Source organism: Clostridiales bacterium, from assembly GCA_030016385.1.
Lineage (GTDB): Bacteria > Bacillota > Clostridia > Clostridiales > Oxobacteraceae > JASEJN01.
This window is the reverse complement of sequence record JASEJN010000110.1, coordinates 1-3,354: the sequence shown is the minus strand read 5'-3', so window position 1 is coordinate 3,354 and position 3,354 is coordinate 1. Positions and strand designations below refer to the sequence as shown.

The window sequence follows — 3,354 nt, the reverse complement described above, 5'->3', positions numbered from 1 at the left end:
CATCCTTCGTAGGTTATGGCAAGTTTTATCTCTTTCTTTTTGCTTTTGCCTGTTTTGGGCCTATCATCTCCCTGCATGTTAAGAAATAGGCCATCCGCTTCCTGGAACAGGACCTTTACTTCTCTTTCCCCTTGTAATTTGCCTTGTTCATACTTCTTTATCATTTCTTCTTCTTGTTTTTTTATTTTTTCTCCAAAAATCTAATGTATATCAAATGGCAATTATTGGGGTCATGGCTGCCGTCATGTGTATACTTGGACCTTTGTCAATTCCCATCGGAATAGTACTAATCTCCTTTACAAACTTAGCTATATATTTCGCACTTTATACTCTTGGCATGAAAAGAGGAACAATAAGCTGTATAATAATATATATATTATTAAGTGCTACAGGCCTCCCCGTATTTTCTAATTTTACCGGTGGTATCCCTAAACTATTTGGCCCAACCGGCGGATATATTATCGGATATATTTTTATGGCGCTGATTGCCGGACTTTTCATCGATAAATTTTTTGATAAATGGTATTTATGCGTTGCAGGTATGATATTGGGTACTGCCGTATGCAATATCCTTGGTACCCTTTAGCTCTCATATCAGGCTAATATGCCCTTAAATACTGCAGTTGCAGCAGGTGTGATACCCTTTATACCCGGAGACCTTGCTAAGATTCTTCTTGCTACTTTTATAGGTCCTCAAATTCGAAAGCAACTGATTAAAGCTAATTTATTCTAAAATAAAACCAAATCTACCGTACCAACCACCCATAATCTTGTCTGCAATCCACAATATAATCAACATACACTGTTTGATCCTTAATTTGATATAGAACCAGATAATAATTTTCGACAAACATCTTATGATACTTATTTAGTGGGATAAATTCTGCAGTAAGAAATGGAAATCGTTCAGGCATTATAGAAAGAGAGTGAATAGCATTCATAAAATCGTTTTTTGTTCTACGTGCAGCAGCAGGACTTTTCTGTGCCAGAAATCGCACGTGACCCGCCAACATTTGACGGGCACGGTCGGAAACAATCACCTTATACTGAACTCTCTTTTCCATGCTCCACCTCGTCAATAATGCTTTCGAGATAGCTGTCCAATTCATCTGGTGTAACTCCGGTACGGCCGGCCAGGCGATCTTCCTCAACAGCCAGCAGTTCTTCTCTAAGCTTTAGCATTTTCTCTCGGCGGGTAAAAGCCTCTATATCCATTACCACGAGATCACCCTCACCGTTCTTGGTGAGAAAAACAGGCTCTCCGGTAGACTTGCACAAGGCAGCAATTTCATTATAGTTTTGCCGGATACTTGCGGATGGTTTAATCAGCATTGTATCAACTCCTTGTAGTAACATTCTAACCATATTATACTTCTTTCATGCTATGATATCAATTAATAATTATGTTATCTTTCATATCTCTGCGGGTACTGCAAGCTCAATTTAATTTTAAATAGTCATTATAATGCTTCCTGTGCTTTGGTGGCCGTTAATTGTTTCAGCAACAATTATAATATTATCAAACTTAAGTATCAAAATATTTATTAACTGGCCTGCGTAGATTACAATAGCGAAAGTAATAACTTGATAACTTAAAAATGAGCCACAAGAACCGTCCCCAATGGCTCTCTTTGACTCTCTTTTATGTTACTTTCCCTCTATCAATACTACACACTCTATATGTGTCGGAGTGAAGTTGCAAGAATAGGTGTATACAATAATTCAATCACTAAAACTAAACATAATTAGAAACATATCCACTATTATCCTCAATATATTACTCAAAGATAATTAATCAGCATACTTATTAATGACATCATGCGATAAAATAAATAATCTATATGTTTGACACTGCTTATTTTTATCTTGTCAGTTTCATGATGTCGAATTCGAAATCGATTTCCGATTATCGTTAATGTTTTTAATTCTGTATCAAGTAAGTTGTAAAATTCCGTGGAATTCTCAGACGCCGATGTTATAAGAGCCATAACAGATGCTTTTTTATCAACACCTAAATGATACGTTTTTATTCTTTCAAATGCATCCCATATCTTTTCCAAAGCTACCTGCCGGTCATCAATTTTCGGCTTAACAATGTTTTTTATTGCTAAATCAATTAGCTTATTTAACTCAATATCAGAACCTTTATTACAGTATTTTTTAATAATGCGATCTAACTCTACCGGTAAAACACGTCTAATTTCTCCATTCTCGGTAAGGTTAAAAGCTATGCCATTCCTTTGAAAAATGCGATTAATCTTATCGCAAAACATGGTTTTATTCTTAGTTCCTTTAGTGTCAAAATTAAAATGATAATGAGAGAAATATCCATGATAATCTTTCTGCTCATAATCTTTAATGTTTTCCATGCAAAATTCAATAAAATCCAGAAGCGCATATTGATCAAACTCAGTATATTCATTTATGGTAGTTATCCAGCCGTGATCAGATAATTTAAAGTCAGGTATTAAAGACAGAATTGAATCTCTAAATACTTTTTCATCAAAACCTACAATCATTCCATTATCAGGGCACCTTTCGGGAAAACTTGCCGACATTGCAGTTTTAAACTCATTATATACACTTATAATGCCATTAAAAACTGAATGTGGGATAATTTCTTCTGTTTGCGCTTTTATCCCGTTTTTTTATCACTAAAAAAGTTTTACTCATTACTATCATCACAATTTTGGAATAATGTATTCTTTCTTTCCATATATGTTTCCCATATAAAATTTACAGCGGCTACCGCTGCTCCTACTGCTAAATTAGCATATCGCGGAGGTAGTGGCTTAAAATTTTTATTTTAACCATGTCCATCTCCATATAAATTTCTTAACTCTGCCATTCCTTGTGCGATATTTGCAAGATTGCCCAATATTCTTCCTGCTATATCTCTATCCAGAACATTTTCGGGAATTTTCTTCGGATTAAGATTTATACTTTCACAAGCCAGCTTCATCAACTGTATGAGATCTAATTCTGTTGAATATGTAATGCCTTGCTCATCTAAAATTGTCTTACAACATATTTCAAGTAATTCTTTAGCTTTGCCTATAGCTGAATGCGGTGCAGAATATATTAAATCATTCATTAATCCAACTTGTGTTCTTACATAGTCTGTATCAAAGTTATTTTTTATGTTTTCACTTTGAGCAGAGAGAATTTGATTAACAGTATGAATAAGCCTCCAACCATATATACTCCTTCCAGAGATATGATCTTTTTCATAAAGTTCATACTCATCATTCTTCAGGAGTGCATTAATCCGTATATAAAATTCCTTCCACGTAAGATATTTGGCTATAGAGCACCTGAAGAATGCTTTTATGAAGAACTATCCCAGATAGCACA

4 protein-coding genes and 2 pseudogenes are annotated in these 3,354 nt (G+C 34.7%); 1 reads left to right on the top strand and 5 read right to left on the bottom strand.

Annotation, left to right across the window (positions count from 1 at the left end; translation table 11 throughout):
- Positions 1–214 precede the first annotated feature (214 nt).
- A pseudogene (locus tag QME45_14585) lies at positions 215–733 on the top strand (biotin transporter BioY).
- 13 nt (positions 734–746) lie between these two features.
- On the opposite strand, the gene QME45_14580 reads toward QME45_14585, so the two are convergent.
- The 5 genes and pseudogenes from QME45_14580 to QME45_14560 all read right to left on the bottom strand — a co-directional run bounded on the left by QME45_14580 (position 747) and on the right by QME45_14560 (position 3,307).
- Positions 747–1,064 (bottom strand): type II toxin-antitoxin system RelE/ParE family toxin, encoded by a 318-nt coding sequence (locus QME45_14580; protein ID MDI6619853.1) that lies wholly within the window; start codon positions 1,062–1,064, stop codon positions 747–749.
- Positions 1,042–1,332: a type II toxin-antitoxin system prevent-host-death family antitoxin gene (locus tag QME45_14575; protein ID MDI6619852.1), complete on the bottom strand. Its 291-nt coding sequence runs from the start codon at positions 1,330–1,332 to the stop codon at positions 1,042–1,044. Before QME45_14575 ends, QME45_14580 begins: the two co-directional genes overlap by 23 nt.
- A 449-nt stretch (positions 1,333–1,781) precedes the next feature.
- Positions 1,782–2,615 carry a hypothetical protein gene (locus tag QME45_14570; GenBank protein MDI6619851.1) on the bottom strand — a complete coding sequence of 278 codons (834 nt, stop codon included), beginning with the start codon at positions 2,613–2,615 and terminating at the stop codon, positions 1,782–1,784.
- 191 nt (positions 2,616–2,806) lie between these two features.
- Positions 2,807–3,094 carry an abortive infection family protein gene (locus tag QME45_14565; protein MDI6619850.1) on the bottom strand — a complete coding sequence of 96 codons (288 nt, stop codon included), beginning with the start codon at positions 3,092–3,094 and terminating at the stop codon, positions 2,807–2,809.
- Between the two features lie 27 nt (positions 3,095–3,121).
- A pseudogene (locus tag QME45_14560) lies at positions 3,122–3,307 on the bottom strand (hypothetical protein).
- Positions 3,308–3,354: the final 47 nt, after the last annotated feature.